Source organism: Rhizobium nepotum 39/7, assembly GCF_000949865.1.
In the GTDB taxonomy this organism is placed as follows: domain Bacteria; phylum Pseudomonadota; class Alphaproteobacteria; order Rhizobiales; family Rhizobiaceae; genus Agrobacterium; species Agrobacterium nepotum.
On the sequence record NZ_JWJH01000006.1, the window covers coordinates 120,573 to 143,783 of the forward strand.

The 23,211-nt window shown below is 61.5% G+C and carries 20 protein-coding genes; 11 read left to right on the top strand and 9 right to left on the bottom strand.

The genetic code is table 11. The features are described 5' to 3' along the window. Positions 1-5: 5 nt before the first annotated feature. The 3 genes from RS75_RS07925 to RS75_RS07935 form a co-directional block, all read right to left on the bottom strand. A complete protein-coding gene (locus RS75_RS07925) occupies positions 6-1,874 on the bottom strand; it encodes an ABC transporter ATP-binding protein (RefSeq protein WP_045019039.1) in 1,869 nt (622 codons plus the stop codon). A 123-nt stretch (positions 1,875-1,997) separates the two neighbouring features. Next, entirely contained in the window at positions 1,998-3,848 is a 1,851-nt protein-coding gene (locus RS75_RS07930) for an ABC transporter ATP-binding protein (RefSeq protein ID WP_045019041.1), read from the bottom strand. 381 nt (positions 3,849-4,229) lie between these two features. After that, entirely contained in the window at positions 4,230-5,105 is an 876-nt protein-coding gene (locus tag RS75_RS07935; protein WP_045019043.1) for a phosphodiesterase, read from the bottom strand. A gap of 227 nt (positions 5,106-5,332) precedes the next feature. Here RS75_RS07935 and RS75_RS07940 point away from each other — a divergent pair, with 227 nt between their 5' ends. Further along, positions 5,333-5,806 (top strand): tRNA (cytidine(34)-2'-O)-methyltransferase, encoded by a 474-nt coding sequence (locus RS75_RS07940; RefSeq protein WP_045019045.1) that lies wholly within the window; start codon positions 5,333-5,335, stop codon positions 5,804-5,806. 172 nt (positions 5,807-5,978) lie between these two features. Then, complete coding sequence (locus RS75_RS07945) at positions 5,979-7,631, top strand: Na/Pi cotransporter family protein (protein WP_045019047.1); 1,653 nt, start codon at positions 5,979-5,981, stop codon at positions 7,629-7,631. Positions 7,632-7,634: 3 nt separating this feature from the next. Here the strand turns inward: RS75_RS07945 and RS75_RS07950 are convergent, their stop codons facing one another. After that, complete coding sequence (locus RS75_RS07950) at positions 7,635-7,910, bottom strand: hypothetical protein (RefSeq protein WP_045019198.1); 276 nt, start codon at positions 7,908-7,910, stop codon at positions 7,635-7,637. 129 nt (positions 7,911-8,039) lie between these two features. Between RS75_RS07950 and hemF the strand changes: the two genes are divergently transcribed. The 3 genes from hemF to RS75_RS07965 all read left to right on the top strand — a co-directional run bounded on the left by hemF (position 8,040) and on the right by RS75_RS07965 (position 9,646). Next, positions 8,040-8,951, top strand: a complete 912-nt coding sequence (gene hemF / locus RS75_RS07955; RefSeq protein ID WP_045019049.1) for an oxygen-dependent coproporphyrinogen oxidase — start codon at positions 8,040-8,042, stop codon at positions 8,949-8,951. Positions 8,952-9,073: 122 nt separating this feature from the next. After that, the gene (locus RS75_RS07960; protein WP_045019051.1) at positions 9,074-9,340 is read left to right on the top strand and encodes a hypothetical protein; all 267 of its coding nucleotides are present in this window, start codon (positions 9,074-9,076) and stop codon (positions 9,338-9,340) included. A 120-nt stretch (positions 9,341-9,460) separates the two neighbouring features. Next, positions 9,461-9,646 carry a DUF1059 domain-containing protein gene (locus RS75_RS07965; RefSeq protein WP_003513537.1) on the top strand — a complete coding sequence of 62 codons (186 nt, stop codon included), beginning with the start codon at positions 9,461-9,463 and terminating at the stop codon, positions 9,644-9,646. A gap of 26 nt (positions 9,647-9,672) precedes the next feature. Here the strand turns inward: RS75_RS07965 and RS75_RS07970 are convergent, their stop codons facing one another. Genes RS75_RS07970 through RS75_RS07980 form a run of 3 tightly spaced genes read right to left on the bottom strand, consistent with a single transcriptional unit; the run spans position 9,673 to position 12,190 of the window. Continuing rightward, entirely contained in the window at positions 9,673-10,929 is a 1,257-nt protein-coding gene (locus tag RS75_RS07970; RefSeq protein WP_045019053.1) for a CCA tRNA nucleotidyltransferase, read from the bottom strand. Beyond that, positions 10,926-11,564, bottom strand: coding sequence for an NUDIX hydrolase (locus RS75_RS07975; protein WP_045019056.1), 639 nt, complete (start codon positions 11,562-11,564; stop codon positions 10,926-10,928). Before RS75_RS07975 ends, RS75_RS07970 begins: the two co-directional genes overlap by 4 nt. Further along, positions 11,561-12,190, bottom strand: a complete 630-nt coding sequence (locus tag RS75_RS07980) for a DUF1285 domain-containing protein (RefSeq protein ID WP_045019058.1) — start codon at positions 12,188-12,190, stop codon at positions 11,561-11,563. The genes RS75_RS07975 and RS75_RS07980 overlap by 4 nt, the downstream gene beginning before the upstream one ends. A gap of 175 nt (positions 12,191-12,365) precedes the next feature. Between RS75_RS07980 and RS75_RS07985 the strand changes: the two genes are divergently transcribed. From RS75_RS07985 to RS75_RS08005, 5 genes are all read left to right on the top strand, one after another. After that, entirely contained in the window at positions 12,366-13,376 is a 1,011-nt protein-coding gene (locus RS75_RS07985; protein ID WP_045019060.1) for an AAA family ATPase, read from the top strand. A 36-nt stretch (positions 13,377-13,412) separates the two neighbouring features. Next, positions 13,413-14,327, top strand: coding sequence for a DUF58 domain-containing protein (locus RS75_RS07990; RefSeq protein ID WP_045019062.1), 915 nt, complete (start codon positions 13,413-13,415; stop codon positions 14,325-14,327). Continuing rightward, positions 14,324-17,134, top strand: coding sequence for a DUF4159 domain-containing protein (locus tag RS75_RS07995; protein ID WP_045019064.1), 2,811 nt, complete (start codon positions 14,324-14,326; stop codon positions 17,132-17,134). The genes RS75_RS07990 and RS75_RS07995 overlap by 4 nt, the downstream gene beginning before the upstream one ends. A 1-nt stretch (position 17,135) precedes the next feature. After that, positions 17,136-19,220: a membrane protein gene (locus tag RS75_RS08000; RefSeq protein ID WP_045019066.1), complete on the top strand. Its 2,085-nt coding sequence runs from the start codon at positions 17,136-17,138 to the stop codon at positions 19,218-19,220. 90 nt (positions 19,221-19,310) lie between these two features. Continuing rightward, positions 19,311-19,724, top strand: coding sequence for a GNAT family N-acetyltransferase (locus RS75_RS08005; protein ID WP_045019200.1), 414 nt, complete (start codon positions 19,311-19,313; stop codon positions 19,722-19,724). Here the strand turns inward: RS75_RS08005 and RS75_RS08010 are convergent. Beyond that, positions 19,721-20,680: a LysR substrate-binding domain-containing protein gene (locus tag RS75_RS08010; RefSeq protein ID WP_045019068.1), complete on the bottom strand. Its 960-nt coding sequence runs from the start codon at positions 20,678-20,680 to the stop codon at positions 19,721-19,723. The genes RS75_RS08005 and RS75_RS08010 overlap by 4 nt on opposite strands. A gap of 87 nt (positions 20,681-20,767) precedes the next feature. Between RS75_RS08010 and RS75_RS08015 the strand changes: the two genes are divergently transcribed. Beyond that, positions 20,768-21,733 (top strand): MBL fold metallo-hydrolase, encoded by a 966-nt coding sequence (locus tag RS75_RS08015; protein WP_045019070.1) that lies wholly within the window; start codon positions 20,768-20,770, stop codon positions 21,731-21,733. Positions 21,734-21,791: 58 nt separating this feature from the next. Here RS75_RS08015 and RS75_RS08020 read toward each other — a convergent pair whose 3' ends face one another. Beyond that, positions 21,792-23,105 (bottom strand): MFS transporter, encoded by a 1,314-nt coding sequence (locus RS75_RS08020; protein WP_045019073.1) that lies wholly within the window; start codon positions 23,103-23,105, stop codon positions 21,792-21,794. Positions 23,106-23,211: the final 106 nt, after the last annotated feature.

Here is a 23,211-nt window from a genome sequence, read left to right on the forward strand (position 1 = left end):
CCGCCTTATTGAGCCGCCTCATCGGCGGCGAGGAAGCCACCCGACTGACGCGCCCATAGCTCCGAATAAAGGCCGCCCTGCGAGACGAGATCGGAATGGTCGCCCTGTTCGACGATACGGCCCTGATCCATCACGATCAGCCGGTCGAGGGCGGCGATGGTCGACAGCCGGTGGGCGATGGCCAGCACCGTCTTGCCCTGCATCAACTCGTCCAGATTGCTCTGGATCGCCGCCTCCACCTCCGAATCGAGCGCCGAGGTCGCCTCGTCGAGTACGAGAATCGGCGCGTCCTTCAGCATCACGCGGGCGATGGCGATACGCTGGCGCTGGCCGCCTGAGAGTTTCACGCCGCGTTCGCCGACATGCGCATCCAGACCCGTGCGGCCGCGCTGGTCTTCCAGCCTTGCGATGAAATCATCCGCCTTGGCCCGGCGCGTTGCCTCCAGCAATTGCGCTTCGGTGGCATCGGTACGGCCGAACATGATGTTGTCTCTGATAGAACGATGCAGCAGCGAGGTATCCTGCGTCACCATGCCGATATGGGCGCGCAGCGATTCCTGTGTCACCCTAGCGATATCCTGCCCGTCGATCAGGATGCGGCCTTGCTCGACATCGTAAAAACGCAGCAGCAGGTTGACGAGCGTGGATTTGCCCGCACCGGAGCGTCCGACGATGCCGACCTTCTCTCCCGCCTTGATGTCGAGATTGAGATGATCGATGACGCCGTTTGCCCGCCCGTAATGGAAACTGACATTTTCGAAGCGGATGCTCGGCCTCTTCACTTCCAGTGCCGTCGCATCCGGCGCATCGACGAGACCGATCGGCTGCGAAATCAGTTCGGCGGCATTCTGCACGGTGCCGAAATTGCGCATGATGCCGTTGAACTGCGTCATCAGCCGTCCGAGCAGAAAGTTGAGGCGCAAAACCAGCGCCAGCGTGAAGGCGACCGCACCGGCGCTGATCTTGCCGGACAGCCACAAATCGATGCACAGCGCCGCCATGGAGGTGATCATCACGCCCGAAAGCAGCGCCATGGAGGCGCGCACGCCGGTGATGAACCGCGTGAACGTCATGGTCGCGTTCTGGAAAATATCGAAACCCTGCCGCATGTAGCGGTCATTGGCATCATCGCGCCCGAACAGTCTCAGCGTCTGGATATTGCTGTAGGCATCCACCATGCGGCCGGAGAGCATGGAGGCGGCCTCCGCCGTCTCTTTCGAATGGGAACGGATGCGCGGCACGAAATAACGCGCCAGCAGCGAAAAGATCGCCACCCAGACGAGCACGACGACGGCCAGCCGCCAGTCCAGCCCGCCGATCAGAAATAGCATCGACACGGAATAGATGCCGACGAACCAGACGCTTTCCATCAGCGAGGTGACGAGATCGCCCGCCGCCTGCCCGCCCGACCAGACCTTGGTGACGATGCGCCCGGAAAAATCGTTCTGGAAAAAGTTCAGCGATTGCCGCGCCACATGCATGTAGGATTGCCAGCGCACCAGATTGTAGAAACCGGGCGTGATGATCTGCTGGTCCACCAGCGCCGTGATCATCGTGACAATGAAACGCACGATGCCGATCAGCACCAGCATGCCGACCAGTTCGCCGCCATGGGCCGCCAGCAACCCCGCCCAGCCCTCTTCCGGCTTCACGGTCGAGAGAATATCCACCAGCCGCCCGACGAACCAGAACAGCGCCGCCTCGATGGCCGCCGTCAGCCCGCCCAGCACCAGCATGGCGAAGAACGGCGCCCTGGCCTGCGCGATATAGAACCAAATGAAGGCGAACGTACTTTCAGGCGGCCGCAAATCGTCCTTGCGGGCGAAGGGCTTTATCCAGTTCTCGAAATACTCGAAGATGCGGGTAATGACCATGATCCGGATATAGGCGGATTCCCGGAGCGGGAACAGCCGCTAGGCTTTCGGGAAGAGATTATATTTCGGTAACATTCGGGAAATGAAAAAGGGCGGGGAATGTTCCCCGCCCTCACGTTTTCCTTATTCCGCAGCCACTTCCACCTCGTGGTCGGCGATGAAGCCGCCGGACTGGCGTCGCCACAGGTCGGCATAAATGCCGCCCATCGCCGCCAGTTCCGCATGGCTGCCCGATTCCACGATCTGGCCCTTGTCGAGGATGATGAGCCGGTCCATTTCGGTCAGCGTCGACAGGCGGTGGGCGATCGCGATCACCGTCTTGCCTTCCATCAGCGAGAACAGGTTTTCCTGGATCGCCGCCTCGACTTCACTGTCGAGCGCCGAGGTCGCCTCGTCCAGCACCAGGATCGGCGCGTTCTTGAGGAACACGCGGGCAATCGCGATACGCTGGCGCTGGCCGCCGGACAGTTTCACGCCGCGTTCGCCCACCTGGGCATCGAGGCCCTGGCGGCCATGCATATCGACAAGCGTTTCGACGAAGTCCCAGGCATTTGCCCGCTTTGCCGCCGCAATCACCTGTTCGTCGGTCGCCTCGGGATGGCCATAGGCGATGTTGTCGCGGATCGACCGGTGCAGCAGCGAAGTATCCTGCGTCACCACGCCGATCAGCTCGCGCAGGCTGTCCTGCGACACCTTGGAGATGTCCTGCCCGTCGATGGTGATCTTGCCCGCTTCCAGATCGTAGAAGCGCAGCAGCAGGTTCATCAGCGTCGTCTTGCCCGCACCCGAACGCCCGACCAGCCCGACCTTCTCGCCCGGCTTGATGTCGAGCGTCAGCCCGTCGATCACGCCCTTGGCCTTGCCATAGTGGAAGCGGACGTTGTCATAACGGATCGCACCCTGCGGTGCCGCAAGCTGCGGCGCCTTCGGAGCGTCAACGATATCGTGCGGCTTCGTCATCATCGACATACCGTCATAGACAGTGCCGATGTTTTCAAACAGCGAGGTGACTTCCCACATGATCCATTGCGACATGCCGTTGACGCGCATGGCAAGGCTGATGGCGATGGCGACCGAGCCGGCCGTGACCGAACCCTGCATCCAGAAATACAGACCGAGCGTCGCCGTGGAAAACAGCACGACGGCGTTGTTAAGATCGATCAGGATGTTGAAGCCGGAAATCTTGCGCATCTGGCGGTGAACGGTTCCGAGAAACACGTTCATCCCCTCCCGCGCATATCTTTCCTCGCGCCCCGCATGGGAAAACAGCTTGATCGTCGAGATATTGGTATAGCTGTCGACGATCCGCCCCGTCATCATCGAGCGCGCATCGGCCTGCTCCTGCGCCAGCCGGCCGAGTTTCGGCACGAAATAGGTGAGGATGCCCATATAGATGCCGAGCCACACCAGCAACGGAATGACCAGCCGCCAATCCGCCGCCGCAACCATGAACAGCATGGAGACGACGAAGCTGATGGCGTAGACGAACACGTCGATCACCTTCAGCGCCACTTCGCGGATCGCCAGCGCCGTCTGCATCACCTTGGTCGAAACCCGGCCGGCAAACTCGTTGGCGAAAAAGTTCATGGAATGGCGCAGCAGGAAACGATGCATCTTCCAGCGCGCGATCATGCCGAAATTGCCGGCAAGCGTCTGGTGCATCGTCATGGTGTGGATCGCGCCCATCAAAGGCAGCACGAAGAGCACCAGCCCGGCCATGACGATCAGATGCCAGCCCTCCTCGGCAAAAAACGTCGCGCGGTCGGCCGTGGAAAGCCAGTCGACGATATTGCCGAGGAATTTGTAGAGCATGGCTTCCGCAATGGCGATGCCCATGGACATCAGGCCGAGCAGCAGCAGCCACGGCCATGCGGGCTGCACATAATGCCAGACGAACCGCAAAAGCGTCTTCGGCGGCACGGATGGCGTCGAAGAGGGAAAAGGATCAAGACGTTTTTCAAACCAGCCAAACATAGGCCAAGCTCCGGCAATCAATCATCCCATCGTGAAAGGTGAGCAAACGCAAATATAGCTCACAACGGAACGAAAAAGTATCTGGATATGGCCGTGACAGCCACATGACGAATCGGAATATGGGAAACGCGGTCGAACCGCAGGTAACACCTAGGCCAGCAGTGGCACTACTGGGGCCGGGAGGCGAATACGAATGTCATTTTGCATCAGAACCTCCCTAGCTGGTGTTGAAGATGTCGCCTTGTAGCGCAAAAATTAATCGTTGACCAGCCGGAAAGACACCGAACGCGTCAGAAAAGCGCCCGATTGCGACCAATAAGGCTGAACGGGCGGAGATTACCCGCGAAGGTCTCCGCCGGTCAAAGAGCGTGGATTCGCAGCTTACTCGGCGGCGTCCTGCGCCTGCCCGCGCTCATATTCGGCGATCAACTCGGCCATGCCGGCCTGCGTATGGCGCTTGATCTCGCGGCGATCGCTGGGCTGGGGTGCGAAAGTAACGCTCAGACCCGTATCCCGCACCGTGCCGATGGCAAACGACGCGCCGGACAACATGCGCACGCCCTCGTGCAGCCACAGCGGATCGGTAGCGAAATGCTGGCCGATGCCGACCACGACGGGAATGCCCTGCCAGTGCGACACACAATCATAGTGAATGTGACCCGCCAGAATGCCGATGACATCATACTCGAACAGCATCTCGTCCAGAGCCTCGGTATCGGCAAAGGACAGGGATTCCCATTCTGCGTCGGGACGGTCGAAATCGAGCGCCGGTGCATGGTGCATCACCAGAAGCTTCGGCAGTTCGGGGTGGTTTTCGATTTCTTCCGCGAGCCATTCGATCTGCCCCGGCTCGAAAGCCCCGCCGACCTTGCCCGGAACGCTGGTATCCAGCACGATGACATGGATATCGGCAATCACCTGGGCGTGGTCGTAAGGGACATCCATATCCTCGGTGCGACCGAGCATGACAGGATAAAAGCCGTCGCGGCGGTCATGATTGCCGAGCGCGAAGAGCACAGGCATATCAAGCTGCGCCTCGTCCAGCAGGCGCTTGAGTTCCTCATAGCTGCCGGCATCGCCCCTGTTGGTCAGATCACCGCTGACGACGATGAATTCGGGCTGCGGCACGAGCGACTTGATCTGCGCCAGCGTATCGGCAAGGGTCGCCGAAGTATCGGAATAAAGATCATCGTCCTGCATCTGCGGATTGCCCACATGCAGATCGGTCAGATGGACGAAATTCACCCGTTCGGACATGGTATCTTCCTGTTTTTGCTGCGCAGAATATCAGTCGTGAAACCGCGCCATAGCGGCTCATCCGAATGTTCGAACGGCCTGACAACCCATTTGGTTAATGGGTAGCCTGCCTGTGTGTCACCCGAATGAATACGGCGCGCTTCGAAGCGGAGTTTTCTCTGCCGCATCTGTCGCGCCCCGCCCGCCCGTGATAATCGGTCGGCCATCCCAAACGCGACGAGAAGACCATGACCGATACCAGGCCCAGCATCAGGATTGCCCTTTACCAGCCCGATATTCCCGGCAATACCGGCACGATCCTGCGGCTGGCGGCCTGTCTCGGCCTTGGCGTCGATATTATCGAGCCGGCCGGTTTCGATATTTCCGACCGCAACCTGAAGCGGGCGGGCATGGATTATATTGCAGCGGCAGCGTTGACGCGCCATGTCAGCTGGGACCGGTTCGAGGAATGGCGCGCAACCACCGGCCGCCGTCTGGTTCTCGCCTCCACCAAGGCCGCCCTGCCCTATGCGAAAATCACCTATCGCAACGACGATATCCTGCTGTTCGGACGTGAAAGTGCTGGTGTGCCAGACCATGTGCACGAAAAGGCGGATGAGCGAATCATCATCCCGATGGTCGAGGGACAACGCTCCATCAACGTCGCCATGTCGGCGGCGATGATCACCGGCGAGGCTTTGCGCCAGACGGCATGGTCTTAACCGCCATTTTTAACGCCATTTTTTCCGGCAAATACATAAATTGACCGTTTTTGCTTCAAAACTGACGCAACTCGGCCTGTACCCGAGGCGCTCAGGCTCTTATACTGATTAGCCGGACAATAAAAATCGTGCTCGCCGGAACCGTCCGCTGGCGGGTGTGAGGAGACGTCGCATGCAATCCACCATTGTCATCGTCAACCTTCTCGGCGCGGTCGCGCTGCTGCTCTTCGGTCTGTCGCAGGTCAAGGACGGTGTTAACCGCGCCTTCGGCATGAAACTCAGAAGCGTTCTGGCGACCGGCACCCAGAACGGACCCCGTTCCTTCCTTTCCGGCTTCTTTGCCACCGTCGCGCTGCAAAGTTCGACGGCGACGGCGCTGACCGTCGCCTCCTTCGCCGAACGTGATCTCATCAAGCCGCGCATGGCGCAGGTCGTGCTGCTTGGCGCCAATGTCGGCACCGCCGTCACCGCATGGATCGTTGCTGCCGGCGTGGAATGGCTGTCGCCGCTTTTGATCCTGTCGGGCATCGTGCTCAAAAAGGGCAGCTCCAATGCCAGACAAGGCGGCGGAACGGCACTGATCGGCATCGGCCTGATGCTCCTGTCGCTGCATCTGTTGAGCGGCGCGACCGAACCGATGCGCGCCTCGCCCGCTCTCGGCGTCTTCATCGGCCTGCTCGACGGCGCATGGCCCGTCGCGCTGATCTTCTCCGCCGTGCTGGCCTTCGTGTCGTCTTCCAGCCTCGCCGTCGTGGTGCTGATCCTGTCGCTTGCCGCCACCGGCACGCTGTCCGCCGGCCTCATCATCGTCCTCATTCTGGGCGCCAATCTCGGCGGCGCCATTCCGCCGGTCATCGCCACGCTGTCCGGTCCGGCTTCGGCGCGGCGCATCACCATCGGCAACCTTGTCGTGCGCACCATCGGCTGCCTCATCGCCATGCCGCTCGCCTCTTATGGCGCAACGCTTTTGCAGCAATTGCCGCTTTCGCCCGCGAAATTGCCTGTTGATGCGCATCTCATCTTCAATGTCATTCTGGCGGCGCTTGCCTGGCCGTTCTCCGGCCTCATATCCGACCTGATGGCAAAACTGGTGCCGGGCGATCCGAAGACCGACGACGACCTGAACTTCCTCGATCAGCAGGCGTTGGGCACGCCTGTTGTGGCGCTGGCCAATGCCACCCGTGAGGTATTGAGTGTCGGCGACGCCATCGAACGCATGCTGATCCGCGCCGAAAACGCCTTCAAGCACAATGATCTCGCGCCGCTTGCCGAAATCACCCTGCTTGAAAAGAAAGTCGACCGCCGCCAGCAGGAGGTGAAGGTCTACCTCTCCCAGCTCGGCCGCAAGGGCCTCACCGACGAGGATGCCCGCCGCTCGATCGCCATCATCGATTACGCGATCAATCTCGAACATATCGGCGACATCATCGAAAAGGGCATTTGCGAGCAAATCCGCAAGAAGGTGCTGAACAGCTTCAAATTTTCCGACGACGGTTATGAGGAATTAAAGACGCTGTTCGACATGACCATCGAAAATCTGCGGGCGGCCCAGAGCATTCTGGTAACCGGCGATTTCGATCTCGCCCGCCGGCTGATGGAAAGCAAGGTGGATATACGCCGCCTCGAAAAACAGTCCTCCAACCGCCATCTGGAGCGGCTGCGCGACGGGCTGACGGAAAGCATGCAGACCAGCTCGCTGCATCTCGACATGCTGCGCGATTTGAAGCGCATCAACGCCCATATCGTTTCGGTAGCGCATCCCATTCTGGACGAAAGCGGCGTGCTGATCGAAAGCCGCCTGCGTTACGCCGAACCTCGTGCTTAAAACCTAGTCTGCCGAAGGAAGCCGCCGCATGGTGAACTCGATGCGGTCACCTTCCAGCTGTCGCCAGCTTTCCACTTCCGTCCAATAGGCGGCCTTTGGAAAGCTGTCGAACCATTCCCGCGCCTTGGCGCGGGCTTCGTCACGGCTGAGACAGAAGGTCTGCCGCACGAACATGCCGTCGCGTTTCTGGTCGCCGCCAGCGCTTTCACGCTCCCTGCGGTGATTGGCTATCCTGCGCTTCAGCCCGTCGAGGGGCGGCGGTCCGGCAAATTTCGTCATGATATTCACCTCTGGCACCTACATCGATAAAGATAGTATCCGCATGTGAACTTGGCGAGTCGAAATTGTGCGCAAGGCCTGCACCTGCTAGACGCGACAGTGAATCGACTTCACCTAAGGAGACTATGCATGGAACGGCCATCCTTGCCGAAGGGCTTGCCCGAGGACATCGAAGACAAGAAGGCCGCCGCCCAGGCATGGTTCCAGCATCTGCGCGACACCATCGTCGCCTCCTTCGAAACCCTTGAAAACGAACTGACCGGCCCGCTCGCCGATCAGGAGCCGGGGCGATTCGTGCAAAAAGACTGGCTGCGCGACAATGGCGAGGGCGGCGGTGGCAGGATGTCGATGATGGAAGGCCGCGTCTTCGAAAAGGTCGGCGTCCACACCTCCACCGTCTATGGCGAATTCTCGCCGGAATTCCGCCAGCAGATACCGGGTGCTGAAGAAGACCCGCGTTTCTGGGCCTCGGGCATTTCGCTGATCGCCCACCCCGTCAATCCAAACGTACCGGCCGTGCATATGAACACCCGCATGGTCGTCACCACCAGCCACTGGTTCGGCGGCGGTGCGGATCTGACACCGGTTCTCTGTCGCCGGCGGACGGAACAGGACCCGGATACCCAGCTTTTCCACCGCGCCTTCGAGATCACCTGCAACCGCCACCCCGTCGCCGATTATCCGCGATACAAGACGTGGTGCGACGACTATTTCTTCCTGAAGCACCGCAACGAGCCGCGCGGCACCGGCGGCATCTTCTTCGACTGGCTGCATCCCGAGGAAGAAAAAGGCGGCTGGGACGCCAATTTCACCTTCGTGCAGGATGTCGGCCGGGCCTTTAATCTGGTCTATCCGAAAATCGTGCGGTCCAATTTCAACCAGCTATGGACGGAAGAGGACCGCGACGAGCAGCTCATCCGGCGTGGCCGCTACGTGGAGTTCAACCTGCTTTACGATCGCGGCACGATCTTCGGTCTCAAGACCGGCGGCAATGTCGAATCGATCCTGTCCTCCCTGCCGCCCGTGGTCCGCTGGCCTTGAAAGACCTCACGCAAATTTGACGCACATCGACCATTTGGTCGCAAATAGCGCAAATTAGGACTTATCGAAAAATCGGGGCAATGATAGTCTCCTCCTGCAGACGTACTGGAGGAGCTATCGTCATGATTACTTCGAACAGCATGCCTATATCTGCTTCCGCGCAGGAAGCGCTGCATTCCATAGATACCCCTGATTTGATCGACCGCCTGGCAGCGGAAATGCGTGCCGCCGGTGATCGCGAACTGCCGCATTCCTTTTATGTCGAACAGGTAAAACGCGTCCTTGCCGGAAAAACGGTAAAGCGTGCGGACAACGACGAAATACCCCGTACAAAAATCCCGGCAGCCGGCACATCCTCTGTTTTCCAGTGCTGGGCAATGCCTGAATAGGGGCCTGAATAAGCTCGACGGACGCCGCTCTGGAACATAAGCGGCGAACGTTCGTTTCTTGTCGGAGGGACAGCAGGCAATTGCAGGCTGTCCCTCATTCTAAAACAGGGAGGCAAGACCATGAGACTGTTTGAATGCGGAACGCTTGTGCCCGGCTGCGCCTGGCACACCCGCGCAGATGACGACGCGGAAGTCGTGCGCCGCACTGTGGAACATATGCGATCAGCCCACGGCGAAACCATCATCCGCGAGAACATGATCGAAAACATCAAATCCCGCATCCGCGACGAGGCAAATGCGGCCTGAGCCGCAACGCCGCCGCCGCTGCGACTTCAATTCTCCAGCATATCCTTCAGCCGGGCGGTCAGCGCTGCCCGGTCGAGCGAGAAATTGACATCGATCCACTTTTCCTCAAGGCTTTTCAGCACTTCGCCCACCCTCGGACCGGCCTCGATACCGGCTGCCATCACGTCGGCGCCGCTGAGCGGGAAGCCCGGCTTGTGGAATTTTTCCGCTCTCGTCAGCAGGGTCGAAAGACGCGCAACTTTCTGCATGGCTGTCTCGCCAGCCGAAAGGTCGGCGCGGGCCGAGGCAAGCGCCAGTTTCAGCCTCGTCTTCACACCTTGGACGCCCTGCCGGTAAAGCAGCCGGTCAAGTGCCGTCTCCTTCATTTCGGGATCGATGACCGGAGCGGAAGCCCAGTGGGCAAGAGAACTCGCTTCGGCCTTCGACAACCTCAGCCGCGTCGCAAGCGCCGCCAGCCTGTCCTTGTCCGGCGGCACCATGGCGGCAAGCCGCAACATCGGGTCCACGGCCCAGCCTAGAGACTGTTCAGTCGCCACCAGCCCGTGAATGGCGTCGATGCCCCATTTTTCCGTCTCGGGCAGGATTTCCGTCAGAACGCCCGATTGCCGCATCCACAGGAGAGCGCGGGAAGGATCGCGTGCGGAAAGCAGCTTTTTCAGCTCGCTCCAGACCCGCTCGGCAGACAGCGTCCCAAGCTTGTCCTTGGCCCGCGCGCTGGCGCGCAAACCATCGGCATCGGGACGACCGGAACCATAATGGGCAAAAAAGCGGAAGAACCGCAGAATCCGCAGGTAGTCTTCCGAAATCCGCATCGCGGCATCGCCGATGAAGCGCACCGTGCCGGTTTCGATGTCCGGAAGACCATCGATGAGGTCGATGATCTCGCCCTTCTCATCCGCATAAAGGGCGTTGATGGTGAGATCCCGCCGCTCGGCGTCGGTTTGCCAGTCGGTGCCGAAAGCCACCTGCGCATGACGGCCATTGGTCTCGACGTCGCGGCGAAGCGTCGTCACCTCGAAACCTTCGCCATCGATCACCAGCGTTACCGTGCCGTGCTCGATGCCTGTTGGCACTGCCTTGATGCCCACCGCCTTTGCCCGTTCCATCACGACATCGGGGGTAAGCGTCGTCGCCATGTCGACATCGACAACCGGCAGGTCCATCAACGCATTACGCACGGCGCCGCCGACGATCCGCACCTCGCCGCCATCGGCGTTCAGAAGCGCGAAGATGCGCTTCAGCGCCGATTTTTCGAACCAGTCCCGCCCGGCAAGGCTGCTCATAAATAAAACCTCTCGTAAATCGTTCGCACGATGCCCGCCGTAATGCCCCAAATGTAGCGTTCGCCATAGGGCATTTCGTAGAAAAACCGCTCCTTCCCCTGAAAGATGCGGCTGCCGCGCCCGTGGTTGGCCGGGTCCATCAGGAAGGACAGCGGCACTTCGAAAACCTCATCGACCTCAGTGGGATTGAGCGTCAGGTCAAATCCGGGACGAACGACCGACAATACCGGCTTGATGCGAAAACCGGTCCCGGAAATATAGTCCGGCAGGCGTCCCACCGTTTCCACGAAAGACCGCGAAAGCCCGATCTCCTCCTCCGTCTCCCGAAGGGCCGCCTCTTCCGGCGTGCGGTCCTCGGCATCGATGCCGCCGCCTGGAAAGGAAATCTGGCCGGAATGCTTGCGCAGCGTTGCGGTGCGCTGGGTAAAGATCACCCGCGCTTCGTTGCCGTCGTCGATGACAGGCACCAGCACGGCGGCATCCTTCAGCCTGATCCCGTTTCCCGAAAGCACCACGCCCGGATTGAGCACATGGTCGCCATTCTCGCGCTCCGCCACGCCCTCGCCTTCCTCCAGCACCCGGCGGCGGAAGTCAGCGGCGGTGAAAGCCTTGAGACCCGTTGTCGTCATAGTCATTGCGAAAGCCGTTCCAGTTCATTGGCGGGCATCACCGGAAAAATTACCCCGCCCGAGCGCACGGCGAACATATCGACACCATCCACTTCGATCACTTCGCCGAGTGCTGCGAGATCATACATCACCGCCCGCGAGACCAATGCCTCCAGCCTGCCGCGCACCAGCAGATAGGGTTTCAACTCGCGGTTCTCACCGAAAATCTCAAAGCGCAGCGGGTGCTCCGGCCCCGCCTCCACCACATCGCCGACATTGGTGCGGAAGGTCAGCAGCGGCTCGCCATCCTCTTCGCCCGCCGTCACCTTCATTTCCACAGCGACGAAAGGCGCATCCACGACCCGGATGCCGACTTTTTCCACAGGAGTTACGAGATAGGTCCTGCCGTCTTCGTCCTTGCGCAGAACCGTGGAAAACAACCGCACGAGCGGCGCCCTGCCGATGGGCGTGCCGAGATAGAACCATGTGCCGTCGGCGCGGATTTCCATGTCGAGATCGCCGCAAAAGGGGGGATTCCAGCGTTCCACCGGGGCCGGTCCACGTTTGGCGTCACCGGTCTGCTCGGAGGCCCGGGAGATCATCGCCGCCAGCCCCGCCGCATCGCCTGCCGAATTTATCGTCTCCGCTGCCATATTCGAGTCTCGCTTTGCCGATAAGGAAATACTAAGTCACGACATAGTCATTCGAATGGCGCTTGTCAGCGGCCAAGAGAGCAATAAGCTATATGCAGCGCAAAATCCGACCCGGCCGGCAGCCATGGAGACCGGGGTTGGGATGGGACAGCGGCGAAGGTATCAGGAGAGCGACATGGGCGTGATGAATATCGGCGAAACCCTGGACGAAAAAGCCATCGTCGCCTCGGCCGAAAAGGCGCTTGCGGATATCGCAGCCATCCGCGCGGAGGTGTCCAAGGTCATCTTCGGCCAGGAAACGGTTGTCGAGAATACCCTGCTCGCCATTCTGTCGGGCGGCCACGCGCTTCTCGTCGGCGTTCCCGGGCTTGCCAAGACCAAGCTGGTCACCACGCTCGGCACGGTTCTCGGCCTCGACGCCAACCGCATCCAGTTCACGCCGGACCTGATGCCGTCGGATATTCTCGGCTCCGAAGTCATGGATCAGGACGAAAACGGTCGCCGCTCGTTCCGCTTCATCAAGGGTCCGGTTTTCGCGCAATTGCTGATGGCTGACGAAATCAACCGCGCCAGCCCGCGCACGCAGTCCGCTCTTCTTCAGGCCATGCAGGAATATCACATCACCATGGCCGGCCAGCATTATGAGCTGCCGAAGCCTTTCCACGTTCTCGCCACCCAGAACCCGCTGGAACAGGAAGGCACCTATCCGCTGCCCGAAGCCCAGCTCGACCGCTTCCTGCTCCAGGTGGATGTCGGTTATCCCGAGCTTGCCGCCGAACGCCAGATCCTGCTCGACACGACAGGCACCGCATCGGGCGAGGCACGCAAAGTGATCGACGCCGAACGCATGATGGAAATCCAGACCCTCATCCGCCAGATGCCGGTCAGCGACAAGGTGGTGGACGCGATCCTGTCGCTCGTGCGCTCCGCCCGCCCCGGCCACGGCAACAAATTGACCGACAAACACGTTGTCTGGGGACCGGGTCCCCGCGCCGGCCAGTCGCTGATGCTGACGGCACGCGCCCGTGCGCTTTATGAGGGCAGGCTCGCCCCGTCGCTGGACGATGTCTATGCGCTGGCCGAGCCGGTGCTGGAACACCGCATGGCGCTGACTTTTGCGGCCCGCGCCGAAGGCATGTCGGTGCGCGATGTCATCGCCGCCCTCGTGGAGCAGGCGAAGAACTAAAAGACGCGTGCCTAACCTTTCGCGAAAGGAGTGCCTGTGGCATCCATCGGCCAGATCGTAGACAAGACGCCGGGAAGCGAAGTTCTGGCGCGCGCGCGCCAGCGTGCCGCACTGGTGCCGGACTGCATGGTCGAGGCAAAGCGCATCGCCAACACCGTTACCGCCGGCTGGCACGGCCGCCGCAAGCGCGGCATCGGCGAGAATTTCTGGCAGTTCCGTCCCTATGCCGAAGGCGAGAGCCTGTCGCGCATCGACTGGCGGCGCTCGGCCCGCGACGATCATACCTATGTGCGCGACCGCGAATGGGAAGCCGCCCACACCATCTGGCTATGGGCGGACATGTCGCCATCGATGATGTTCAAGTCCACGCTCGGCTCCGTCTCCAAGGAAAGCCGGGCGCTGGTGCTGATGCTGGCGCTGGCGGAAATCCTTGCGCGTTCGGGCGAACGCATCGGTTGCCCCGGCATTATGGAGCCGGTCTCGGCCAGAAACGCCGCCGAACGGCTTGCCGCCGCCATCATGCATGCGCCAGTGACGACCGGCATGCCTGAAACGGGAATGATCCGCGGTGCAAGCGACATCGTCCTCATCGGCGATTTTCTCGATGATGCGAAAAATGTGATGGAGCAGATTTCGCCGCTCGCGCGACGCGGCCTGCGTGGCCATGTGGTCGAAATCGCCGATCCGGCCGAGGAAACCTTCCCCTATTCCGGCCGCACGGAATTTTCCGACCCGGAAACCGGCGAAAAACTCGTCTCCGGCCGTGCTGAAACCATTCGCGAGGATTATACCCGCGCCTATCTCGCCCGGCGCGAGGCACTATCTTCCTCGCTGCGCCGGCTCGGCTGGAATTTCGTGTTTCACCGCACCGATCATCTCGCTTCCGAGGCGCTCGTCGCCGTTCACATGTATTTGTCCGGCGCGCCAGCGCAAGGCGGTGGCCGCCGATGAGTGCATTGCCCTTCGTGTTCACCAGCCCCTACATTCTCTTCGGCCTTCTGGCGCTGCCCGCCATCTGGTGGCTGCTGCGGCTCACCCCGCCTCGCCCCAAGGCGGAAGTGTTTCCTCCGCTGAAAATTCTGGCGACTGTGCTGAAACGCGAAGAAACGCCCTCCAAAAGCCCGTGGTGGCTGACATTGCTGCGCATGGCGCTGGCCGCCGCCGTGATTTTTGCGCTTGCTGATCCTGTGGTAAACCCGCGCAACAACAGCATTGCCGGCACCGGCCCGCTGGTGCTGGTGGTCGATAACAGCTGGGCCTCCTCAACCGACTGGGAGAGACGCGTCGAAACCGCTCAGGCCCTGATCGGTGATGCGGAAAGAGCCGACCGCCCCGTTTCCATCAGCTTCACCGCCGATGCCGAACATGATGCCGTGCCGGCAACCACGGCGGTGGCGCTGGACAAGCTCGCCGCCGCCAAGCCGAAGCCGCTTGTGCCCGACCGCGTGCGCACGGCGGAAGCCATCACCGAGGCGCTGAACGGCACGCCCCCCGGCACGCTCGCCTATATCGCCGACGGGGTTGCCACCGCGCAGGATGAAAGCGCGATGCGAACCCTCGCCAGTCTCTCGCCCGCGGAATTCCGCATCGTCAAGGGCGACGGAAAGTCCGTCGCCGCCATTACCGACGCCACCAACAATGCCGATGCGATGAGCGTCACGCTCTCGCGGCTGGATACGGCCTCACCCGCCCGGCTGACCGTGAATGCGCAGGACAGTCAGGGCCGTATTCTCGCCAATGGCGCCGCCAGTTTCGCCCCCGGCGAAGCCGAAACGACGGCCACGGTGGAAGCGCCCTTCGAATTGCGCAACGATTTCGCCCGCCTCTCCATCGAAGGGGTGTCTACCGCAGGCGCGGTGCATCTTCTGGACGACGGTTTCCGCCGCCGCCGGGTGGCGTTGCTGGCCGGTGAAACCGGCAATGATTTCCAGCCGCTTTTGCAGCCGCTTTATTACATCAGCCGCGCTTTGCAGCCTTTTGCGGATCTCATCCCGCAGCGACAGGCCGATCTTTCGCAGGCGATCCCGGAAATCCTGCAATCCAACCCCTCCGTCATCGTCATGGCCGATATCGGCCGCCTGCCGCAGGAAACCTACGAGCCGATGCAGCGCTGGCTCGCCGGCGGCGGCACGCTGATCCGTTTTGCCGGACCGCGCCTTGCTGCGGCCCCCGCCGACGATCCGCTGGTGCCGGTAACGCTCCGGCAGGGCGAACGTGCACTCGGCGGCGCGCTGTCCTGGGCGGAACCGCAGCCGCTTGCCGATTTTCCTGCTTTCGGCGCTTTCGCGGGCATGCCGAAGGCCGACGGCATTCTCGTCAAGCGTCAGGTTCTGGCCGAGCCGACACCGGACCTTGCCGAACGCACCTGGGCAAGCCTCGCAGATGGAACGCCGCTCGTCACCACCCGCAATGTCGAGGCGGGCCGCATCGTGCTGTTCCATGTCAGCGCCGAAGCAAGCTGGTCCGACCTGCCGATATCGGGCCATTTCGTCGATATGCTGCGCCGTATCGTGCAACTATCGAAGGCTGGCGGCGCTTCCGCCTCCGCGAATGCCCCGGCTGCGGCCCTGCCGCCCTTCCGGTTGCTGACGGCCGAAGGCGCGCTGTCTGCTGAAATCGGCACCGCCCGCCCGCTGGAAATGCGCGCCGGCCAGCCGCCCCGCACCGGTTTTGACAATCCCCCCGGCCTTTACGGCACAGAGGACGGTTTCGTGGCTCTCAATCTTCTGCCAGCAGGCGCGACAGTGCGGCCGCTCGATACCTCTGTCGCAGGTGTCAGCACCACCAGCGAAGCCCTGATCGGCGAAACGGCGAAATCGCTGCGTCCCGCTCTCTTCATCGCCGCCTTCCTGATGCTGATCGCCGACAGCCTTATCGTATTGTTCATGAACGGCGCGTTTGCGCACCTGCCGAAAGCCCGCAGCGCCTCGGCCGCTGCCGTGCTTCTGGCGTTTGGCGCCTTTGCCACGATGTCTCCGAGCGACGCCCGCGCCGACGATCCCAAGCCCGGCGACGAGCAGATTTTCGAGCGGCTGGATACGACGCACCTCGCTTATGTGCGTACCGGCGAGGACGATGTCGACCGCATTTCCGAACAGGGTTTGCAGGGTTTGAGCGAATTCCTGACCTGGCGCACGACGCTGGAGCCGGGCCAGCCGGTCGGTCTCGATATATCGAAGGACGAATTGTCCTTTTACCCGATCATCTACTGGCCGGTTTCGGCCTCGGCACCCATGCCGTCAAGCGCCGCCATTTCGCGCATCGATGCCTATATGCGCGCCGGCGGCACCGTCCTGTTCGATACGCGCGACCAGTTCACATCGCTCGATGCAGGCGCGACCAGCGCCAATGGAGAACGTTTACAGGCGATCCTCGCCAATATCGATATTCCGCCCTTGGAACCTGTGCCGGAAGACCATGTCCTGACGCGGTCTTTCTACCTGCTCACCAATTTCCCCGGCCGTTACAACGGCTCGCCGCTCTGGGTGGAATCGCGACAGGGCGCGGCCAAGACCACATCCGGCCTTTCCTCCTCCGGCGACGGTGTGACGCCGATCATGATCACCGGCAATGATTTTGCCGGCGCATGGGCGGTCGACCCGCAGGGCGCGCCCGTGCTGCCGACCGTGCCGCCGGATGAGTTGCAGCGCGAACATGCCTTCCGTTCCGGAGTCAACATCATGATGTATATGCTGACCGGCAACTACAAGGCCGATCAGGTCCACGTTCCCGCACTTCTCGAACGATTGGGGCAGTGACATGACATTGGCATTCGCCCCCTTCCTGCCGTGGATCGTGATTGCCGTCCTGGCCGTTGCCGCCCTTGCGCTCTCCTTGATCGGCCTCTGGCGCGGCGTGCGCGGCGCCTGGCTGCGCGGGCTGGCGCTTGCGGCCCTGCTTGCCGCCATCGCCAATCCGCTGCTCACGCAGGAAGAACGCGAACCGCTCTCCACCATCGTGCCTGTCATCGTCGATCGCTCGCAGAGCCAGGATGTGCAGGACCGGCCGCAAATGACCGATACGGCGCTGGAGACGCTGAAAGACCGCCTGTCCCGCTTCCCGCGCATCGAACCGCGCATCGTGGAGGTGCGCGACGACGGCGAGAGCGATTCGCCCTCGACCCAGCTTTTCTCGGCCCTTTCCTCCGCCGTCTCGGATGTCTCGCCTTCCCGCGTCGGCGGTGCGATATTCCTCAGCGACGGCCAGATCCACGATATTCCGAATGCGCTGCCCAATGCCGAGCAGGCGCTCGGTTTCCGCGCGCCCGTTCACGGGCTGATCACCGGCAAGGCCGATGAATTCGACCGCCGCATCGAAATCGTTCGCGCACCCCGCTTCGGCATCGTCAACGAGGAACAGCAGCTGACGCTGCGGGTCTTCGACGACGGGCGCCCCACAGGGGGCGGCTCGGCGGAAGTCACCGTCAAGATGAACGGGCAGGAAATCGCCACCCTGCAGGCCACACCCGGCCAGCCGACACCTTTCAACTTCAAGGTTCCGCGCGGCGGCAACAATGTCATGGAGTTTTCCGTCGCCGAGCTTCCGGGCGAAGTGACGGCCGCGAACAACCGTGCGGTTCACCTGATCGAAGGCATCCGCCAGAACCTGCGTGTGCTGCTGGTCTCGGGCGAGCCGCATGCGGGCGAACGCGCCTGGCGTAACCTGTTGAAATCCGACGCCTCGGTCGATCTGGTGCATTTCACCATTCTGCGCCCGCCGGAAAAGCAGGATGGCACGCCGATCAACGAATTGTCGCTGATCGCATTCCCGACGCGAGAGCTGTTCGTTGAGAAGATCGAGGATTTCGACCTCATCATCTTCGACCGCTATCAGCATCGTGGTGTGCTGCCGATCCTCTATTACGACTACATCGCGCAATATGTCGAAAAGGGCGGCGCGCTGCTGATCGCCGCCGGCCCGGAACATGCCGGTCAGGATTCGATCGCCATGACGCCGCTCGCATCCGTGCTGCCGGCCCAGCCGACGGGCCAGATGCATCAGGCGGCGTTTTATCCCCGCCTTTCGGAAGCGGGCAAGAAACACCCCGTCACCCGTGGGCTGGATGGATCGGGCGACGAGCCGCCGCATTGGGGCCGCTGGTTCCGCACCGTCAGCGTCGACCCGCCGCAGGGCCAGACCGTGATGCTGGGTGACGGACAGGACCCGCTGCTGGTGCTGAACCGTCAGGGCGAAGGTCGCGTCGCCATGCTGCTTTCCGATCAGGGCTGGCTGTGGGCGCGCGGTTTCGAAGGCGGCGGCCCACATGTGGCGCTTTACCGCCGCATCGCGCACTGGCTGATGAAGGAACCGGAGCTTGAGGAAGAGGCGCTGACGGCGCGGGCCAATGGCCGCACATTGGAAATCACCCGCCAGACCATCGGCGACGATCCCGGTCAGGCGAGTGTGCGTTTCCCTTCCGGAAAAACCGAAAACATGGCCTTCACCGCCACGGAGCCGGGTCTCTACAAGATCGAGCGCCGAATGGACGAAACCGGCCTGTTCGAAATCAAGAACGGCGATTTCACCACGCTCGTCCATGTCGGCGCGGTGGATGCGCCGGAATTCAAGGCGATGATTTCGACGACCGAAACGCTGAAACCGCTGGCCGACGCCACCAGGGGCAGCGTGCACCGTGTCGCCGATAATTCCGGCCGCATCGCCCTCCCCGATATCCTGCCTGTCAGAGGCGATATCAGGGTTGCCGATGATGATCGCATGCTGATACGCATGACCGACGAGACGGTGCTGAAAGGTGTCAACACCCTGCCGCTATTTGCCGGTTTTGCCGGGCTTGCCGCCCTGCTCCTCGCCTTCTCCGCGCTCTGGTGGCGTGAGGGCCGGTAGGAACTTTCCGGTGGAAGCTTAAGGCGCTTTCCCGTCTCGGATTGGAAAACGGGAAACGGCCGCCGCCCGGGCGTCCAGGGAAACATGAACATGAATTTCGTTTTGAGCGATGTCGCGGATGCAGAAGCCGAGAAGGCCATCCGCGATCCGCTGGTGGCCTATAATCTCGCCCGTTTCGGCGAAAGCGACAAACGCGAACTCATCATCACCATCCGCGATGAGGAGAATACCGTCACCGGCGGCTTGGTGGGCTATACCGGCCGCGGCTGGCTTTATGTGCAGCTTCTCTTCGTGCCGGAAACCATGCGCGGTCAGGGCACAGGCCCGAAGCTGCTTGCGATGGCGGAGGAAGAAGCCAAAAAGCGCGGCTGCATCGGCGCTTATATCGACACGATGAACCCGGATGCATTGCGGCTCTATGAACGCTACGGTTTCACGAAGATCGGCTCGCTTGCGCCCCTCTCCAGCGGCCAGTCGATCACATGGCTCGAGAAACGATTCTAGGCGGCAATTCCCGATACCTCACCGTCCACCTCCACCGTGCGCCCCATGGCCTCGCGGATTTGCTGGCGAAGCCACACGGCTCCGGCATCCGCATCGGTCTGCAATGTCCAGACCATGGCGACAGGCGGAAAATTCAGCGTCACGGGCACAGGGCTTATTTCCAGTCCCAGCATCGGCGCATAACGCAGCGCGATGCGCGAGGACACGGTTGCCAGCACCGCCGAGGATCGCGCCGTTGCCAGAACCGAGAGGAAATCTGGCGCTGCGGCCACGACATCGATGTCCATGCCGCTCAGTTCCAGCGCATCCTTGATGCAGCCATGCAGGCTGTCCGTCTGCGATATGACCGCGTGTTTGGCCTCCATATAGGCATCCAGTCCCACAGGATTGGGCAGATCGAGCAAAGCCGGGTTGAAGCAGCAAAGAACGCTGGACGAATAGAGAGGTTCGCAATGGTGGCGCTGTTCCTTCGAATAGGTGCATCCCACAGCCATGTCGATCACACCCGTATCCAACATCGCCGTGATTTCCTGCTCCTGCCCGTTGCGCGCCAAAAGGCGGATGCCGGGCGCAATCTCGCGCAGCCGCGCGGTCAGATCCGGCAATAGCAACAGCTCCACCTCACTCGACATTCCCAGCCGGAACGTGCGGCGCTCCGTCGCCGGATCGAACACATCCGCCGTCATCACCGCCGCCTGCGCCTGCCGCAAGGCCTGCCTCACCGGACCCGACAGATTGATCGCCCGCGCCGTCGGCTTCATCTCCTGCCCCACCCGGATGAAAAGCTCATCCTGAAACAGGATCCGCAATGTCGAGATATTGTGGCTCATGGCCGGCTGCTGGATTTTCAGCCGACGCGCCGCGCGCGTGACGCTCATCTCCTCCATCATCGCATCGAAAGCGATGAGAAGATTGAGGTCGAAAGAACGAAGATTGAAATGATCGATAGTTTGCATAAGTCACATCGATTTGATTGCTGGCTTCCCTACACTTAGCTGGAGTTAGGAAACTTTCAAGGCTTCCGCAAAACTCAGGAGCTCAAAATGCCATCACGCCGCTCACTTCTCAAAGGCGCTGCCAGCGCCATCATCGCCGCCCCCTTCGTTGCACCCTCGCTCGCATTCGCCAAGGCGCCGCTCGCCGCCACCCAGGCGCCCGGATTTTATCGTCTGATGGTCGGCAAAGTGGAGGTTACCGCCGTTTCGGACGGCGTCATCGCACTGCCGCTCGCCAAAATCTACACCAACACCACCCCGGAACACGCGGCCGAGGTTTTGAAAGATGCCTTCCTGCCAGAACAAATACCCACTTCGGTCAATGCCTATCTCGTCAACACCGGAGACAGGCTGGTCCTCATCGATGCCGGCACGGGCGACTATCTCGGCCCATCGCTCGGCAAGCTCGTCGCCAATATCGAGGCATCCGGTTACAAGGCTGCGGACATAGACGACATTATTCTTACCCATATCCACACCGATCACTCCGGCGGGCTGGCCGCGGATGGCAAGCGCGTATTTACCAACGCAACGCTACACGTCAACGAGCGCGAGGCCGCCTTCTGGCTTGATGAAGCCAGGGCCAAGGCAGCACCCGAAGCGCTGAAAAAGGCTTATGCCGAAGCAAGGGAAAGCACCAAACCCTATGTCGATGCAGGAAAGCTCAAGACATTCGCGGATAACGCCGCGCCTGTCCCCGGCCTCGGCTCTGTCCTCTATGCCGGCCACACACCGGGCCACAGCGGCATCGTGATCGAAAGCGAAGGGGAAAAGATCGTCTTCTGGGGCGACATCACCCATGGCGACGTCCTCCAGTTCGATGAGCCTGATGTCGCAATCGAATTCGACGTCGATCAGAAGGCCGCCGTCACGGCGCGCGCTTTGGCATTCAGGCAGGCCGTTGAAGGCAAATACCTCGTGGCCGGCGCCCACATCGCCTTCCCCGGCATAGGCCACTTGCGCACAGACAGCACCAATTACGATTGGCTGCCGGTCAACTACACCGCACTATAAGACAGTGAAACCGATGGCCTGACCTGCGGAGGTCAGGCCATCGGCAGAAAACACATGCCTATGTCAGCGCCACCTGCCGCGTTTCCGCATTGATCATCGTTGCCGCAATGGCGGCAAGCACCAGCAGTCCGGCAAAGATACCGATGGCGAAACCGAAGCCCTGCGCGATGGCATAACCCAGCAGCGACGGCGCAAGAAGCCCGCCCAGCCTTGCCATGGCGCCCGCAGCACCCATGCCGGTCGCACGCGATTCCGTCGGGTACAATTCCGGCGTAAAGGCATAAAGCGCGCCCCACGTACCAAGCAGCGCAAAGCTCATGATGAGAAGCGAAGTGGCGATCATTGCACCACCGGTGGCGAACGTGAAGAGCAGGCAACCGAGTGCCGACAGCAGGCAGAAACCGATCAGCGTCGGCTTGCGGCCCCATTTTTCAACGCCATAGGCGGCAAGCGCATAACCGGGGATCTGCGCCAGCGCCACCAGCACCAGAAAACCGTAACCGCGCACGAAGCCAAAACCGTCTCCCGCCAGTTTCGCCGGCATCCAGGTGAAGACGCCGTAATAGGAGACGGAGACGAGAAACCAGATGACAAGGATCATGATGCTGCGCTGTCTGAGCGCCGGCGAAAATATCCCCTGCCCTTTTGTGACCTCCGGCTGGAAAAGCCCCGTCCCGGCATCGAGAGGCGCGCGGCCGTTCACCACCAGCATGCGATTGACGACGGTCTTGGCCTCTTCCGACCGACCCGCCCGCATCAGGAAAAGCGGCGATTCCGGCACAAGGAACCGCAAGCCGAGACCGAGAACGGCGGGAAAGGCCGTAACCGCGAAGATGTAACGCCAGGCGTCGGCCACGCCGGCAAGGCTGGCACCCCAGGCGGCAAGCGCCACGATCAGGGTTCCGATGGCCCAGAAGCCTTCCAGAAAGACCAGCCAGCGGCCGCGATTTTTTGCCGGCAGGAATTCCGCCATCATCGCGTAATCCACCGGCAAAGTGCCGCCCACGGCCGCACCCGTCAGAAAGCGCAGGACGAGAAGAATGGCAAAGTTGGGCGCGAAGATGGAAAGCACACCGAACACGGCGTCGCAGGCCACGGTGATGATCAGCACACGGCGACGGCCGTAACGGTCCGCCAGACGCCCGAAACCGGCCGCACCGAGAAGCATGCCGAAAAAGAACGCCGTTCCGGTCTGCAAGGCCTGCGGCACCGTCAGCCCGAAAGTCGCGGCAATCGAGGCGGCGGTAAAACCAACCGCCAGAACCTGCATGGCGTCTGCGGCCCAGACAAGGCCGAAAATACCCATCAGTCGCCGCTGATAGGCACCCGCACCCGCACGCTCCAGCGCATCGTTCATGGTGATTGCCGTCATATGCCCGCCCCCTTCGTCGAAATCGACTTTCGAGTGCTACCGCATGGGAGCAAGAAACGGAATTGAATTTTCGCGAGGTCGCCACCGGTTTGAATGGAATCCATTG